3 protein-coding genes are annotated in these 3,174 nt (G+C 57.7%); all 3 read right to left on the bottom strand.

Translation table 11 applies throughout. From position 1 onward, the window contains the following. Positions 1-174: 174 nt before the first annotated feature. Entirely contained in the window at positions 175-1,203 is a 1,029-nt protein-coding gene (locus tag HY768_10815) for an undecaprenyl/decaprenyl-phosphate alpha-N-acetylglucosaminyl 1-phosphate transferase (GenBank protein ID MBI4727689.1), read from the bottom strand. A 67-nt stretch (positions 1,204-1,270) separates the two neighbouring features. Beyond that, positions 1,271-2,587, bottom strand: a complete 1,317-nt coding sequence (gcvPA, locus tag HY768_10810; protein MBI4727688.1) for an aminomethyl-transferring glycine dehydrogenase subunit GcvPA — start codon at positions 2,585-2,587, stop codon at positions 1,271-1,273. A gap of 78 nt (positions 2,588-2,665) precedes the next feature. After that, on the bottom strand, positions 2,666-3,052 hold the full coding sequence (gene gcvH, locus HY768_10805; GenBank protein MBI4727687.1) for a glycine cleavage system protein GcvH: 387 nt from the start codon (positions 3,050-3,052) through the stop codon (positions 2,666-2,668). Positions 3,053-3,174 lie beyond the last annotated feature (122 nt).

Raw genomic sequence — 3,174 nt, 5'->3', positions numbered from 1 at the left:
CCTGCTGATTGGCCTGGGCGGCCAGCTGCGAAGCGGCTTCCAGAGCCTCCTGGGATTTAATGGTAAGTTTGTCCAGGCGCATATTCTTTCCCTCCGTAATATCGTCATAAATGCTTATCCATATTAATCAGCGAAGATCGGCGTCCCATATATTCCGGTACGGAACTATGATCCTCACTCCCGGTTCTTCTGCCACTTCTTTAAGAACACCCAGACCATGACAATGAAAACTATGGCCAGGATGGAGATCAGCCGGCGGTCGGCCGAAGCCGCCATGATGGCCAGCACCGACAGGAAAAAAGTGCTGCCGTACAGGAACAACACCGCCCCCTGATGGGAAAATCCTGCCGACAAAAGCAAATGGTGGATGTGCTCCTTGTCGGCCTGGTAGAATTTCTGTCCCCGCCTGGTCCGGCGCAGCACCGCCTTGACGGTGTCAAATATCGGCACCCCCAGGGCGGCGATGGGCAGCAGCAGCGAAATGGCGGCCACGCTCTTCATGGTGCCCAGGGTGGTCATGGCCCCGAAGAGAAAACCTATCAGGGTGGCTCCGGAGTCGCCAAAAAAAATCTTGGCCGGATGAAAATTGAACGGCAAAAATCCCAGCAGGCTTCCCAACATCAATATCGAGGTCAGGGCCACCAGGGACTGGCCGTGCTGTTCGGCCACAAAGAAAATGGTGGTGGCCACGATGGCGCTGATCCCGGCGGCCAGTCCGTCCAGCCCGTCTATGAAGTTCAGGGCGTTGACCAGAAACACTATCCACAGCGCGGTGAAGGGATAGCTCAAGATCCCCAGTCCCAGCCGGCCGCCGAAGGGGTTGGGGATCATGGTGATCAGAAATCCCCCCCAGATCAGAACCCCGGCCGCCGAAAACTGAACCAGAAACCTCAAGGCCACCGAGACGTCTTTCAGGTCGTCGTACAGCCCAATTCCGAAGATCATCAACCCGCCCAAGGTTAAGGCCAGAAGTTTTTTATCCAGGCTGTCGAACAGCTGGGGCCATAAACAGCGGGCCAGCCAGAGGCAGATAAAAAAGGACGCCGCCAGGGCCGCCCCGCCCAGACAGGGAACTTCCTTTTGGTGGACCTTCCGTAGCCCGGGGCGGTCGAAGGCCTTATGCTTCACTGAAAGGGCTATGACCAGCGGGGTCAGGCCCAGTGCCAGCGCCGCCGCCCCGAAAAATGACAAAAGATACTGCATAGAATTTTTTATTTTTACCAGAATGCCGCCCCGGTTCGAAGGGACGGCATTCAAATTTTTAAGAACCTTAACCGTTGATCTTCGAGGCTATCAGGTCCAGCTCTTCCCTGGTCCGTTTTTCGGTGACCGCCAGCATCAGACAGCCTTTCAATTCGGGATAGAACGTCTCCAGATCCAGGCCTCCCAGGATCCCGGTCTTCTTCAATTCCTCCAGCAACTTTTCCACCGGCCGATTGGGCCGGATCACGAATTCCTTGAAGAAGGGGGCATTGAAGGCCGGTTTTAATTTCTGGGAAAGATAATGGCTCTTCTGCAGGCAGAGCTCGGCCACCTGCTTCAGTCCGGAGCGGCCCATCAGGGAAAGGTAGGCCGTGGCCGCCAGGGCGCACAAGGCTTCGTTGGAGCAGATATTGGAGGTGGCCTTCTCCCGGCGGATGTGCTGCTCCCTGGTCTGCAGGGTCAGCACCGCTCCCTCCTGCCCCTTGGCGTCGGTGGTCAGGCCCACCAGCCGGCCCGGCATCAACCGCAGCAGGTTGGTCCTGACGGCAAACAGCCCCAGATACGGCCCGCCCAGGTTGGTCGGCATACCCAGTGGCTGCCCCTCGCCGGTAACGATGTCGGCCCCGTACTCTCCCGGGCTTTTTAAAAGCCCCAGCGAGATGGGATCAACCGAGACCGCCAGCACGGCCCCTGCCTGGTGAGCCAGGACCGAGATCTCATCCACCTGCTCCAGGTGCCCGAAGAAGTTGGGGTGCTGGATCAGCACTCCGGCGGTATTCTGGCCCACGGCTTTTTTCAAGGCTTCCAAGTCGGTGACCCCGTCTTTAAATCCAATCTCGACGACCGCGATCCCGGCCCCCCCGGCATAGGTCGTCAGCACCTGGCGGTAGGCAGGATGAACCGTCCGGGCAATGATCAGCTGTTTGCGCTTGGTGTGATTGCAGGCCAGGATTCCGGCCTCGGCCAAAGCGGTGGCCCCGTCGTACATGGAAGCGTTGGCGGCGTCCATGCCGGTCAAAGCGGTGATCAGGCTCTGGAACTCGTAGATGGCCTGGAGGGTTCCCTGACTGACCTCGGCCTGGTATGGGGTGTAGGCGGTGTAGAACTCAGAACGCAGCAGGATGTGATCTATGGCCGCCGGTATATAGTGGTCGTAAGCCCCTCCGCCCAGGAACGAGACCAGGGAAGAAGCCGGCTTATTCTGCTCGGCCAGGGCTTTGATCTCTTTGACCGCTTCCATTTCGGCCAGGGCCTTTGGCAATTTCAGCTCGGCCTTGAGCCTGATCGCCTCCGGGATGTCGGCTATCAGTTCGTCAAAACTTTTGACCCCGATCCGCTTCAGCATGGCTTCGCGGTTTTGATCGGTATTAGGTATGTATGGCATCTTATCCTCAGTTCAAAAAGTTTAAACAGTTTGAACGTTTTAAACGTTTTAAACGATTTCGGGCTTCTTGCGTTAGATTTAATGTCCGTGCTTCTCCATCTTTTCGTAGCCTAAGGCGTCCATCAGAGACGAAGCTTCGCCGGGATTGGAGAGTTTGATCTTGACCATCCAGCCGGCCCCGTAGGCGTCCTTGTTGACCGCGTCCGGGGTGCCCTCCAGGCTTGAGTTGATCTCGGCCACCTCGCCGGACAGGGGAGCGTTGAGGTCGGAGACCGCCTTGACTGCCTCCACCGTGCCCAGCGGCTTGCCCTGGGTAACTTTGCTGCCCACGCTTGGCAGTTCCACGAAAACTATGTCGCCCAGCTCGCCCTGGGCGAAGTCGGTGATGCCCACGGTGGCCATGCCGCCCTCGATCCTGGCCCATTCGTGGCTGGCCGCATATTTGAGGTCATTGGGAAAGTTCATTTCATCTCTCCGCATTATTTTCAAATTTTGAATTTTGAATTACCTGCTGCCAGGCCCCCAGAATCATCGCCTCCTCGCCCTCCCTCGTGCTGCCAGCCGTAAATGCCAGATCCCCAGCGCTT

The organism is candidate division TA06 bacterium (assembly GCA_016208585.1).
Lineage (GTDB): Bacteria > Edwardsbacteria > AC1 > AC1 > EtOH8 > UBA5202.
Note: the sequence above shows the minus strand (reverse complement) of the source record. Positions and strands in the feature narration are given on the sequence as shown.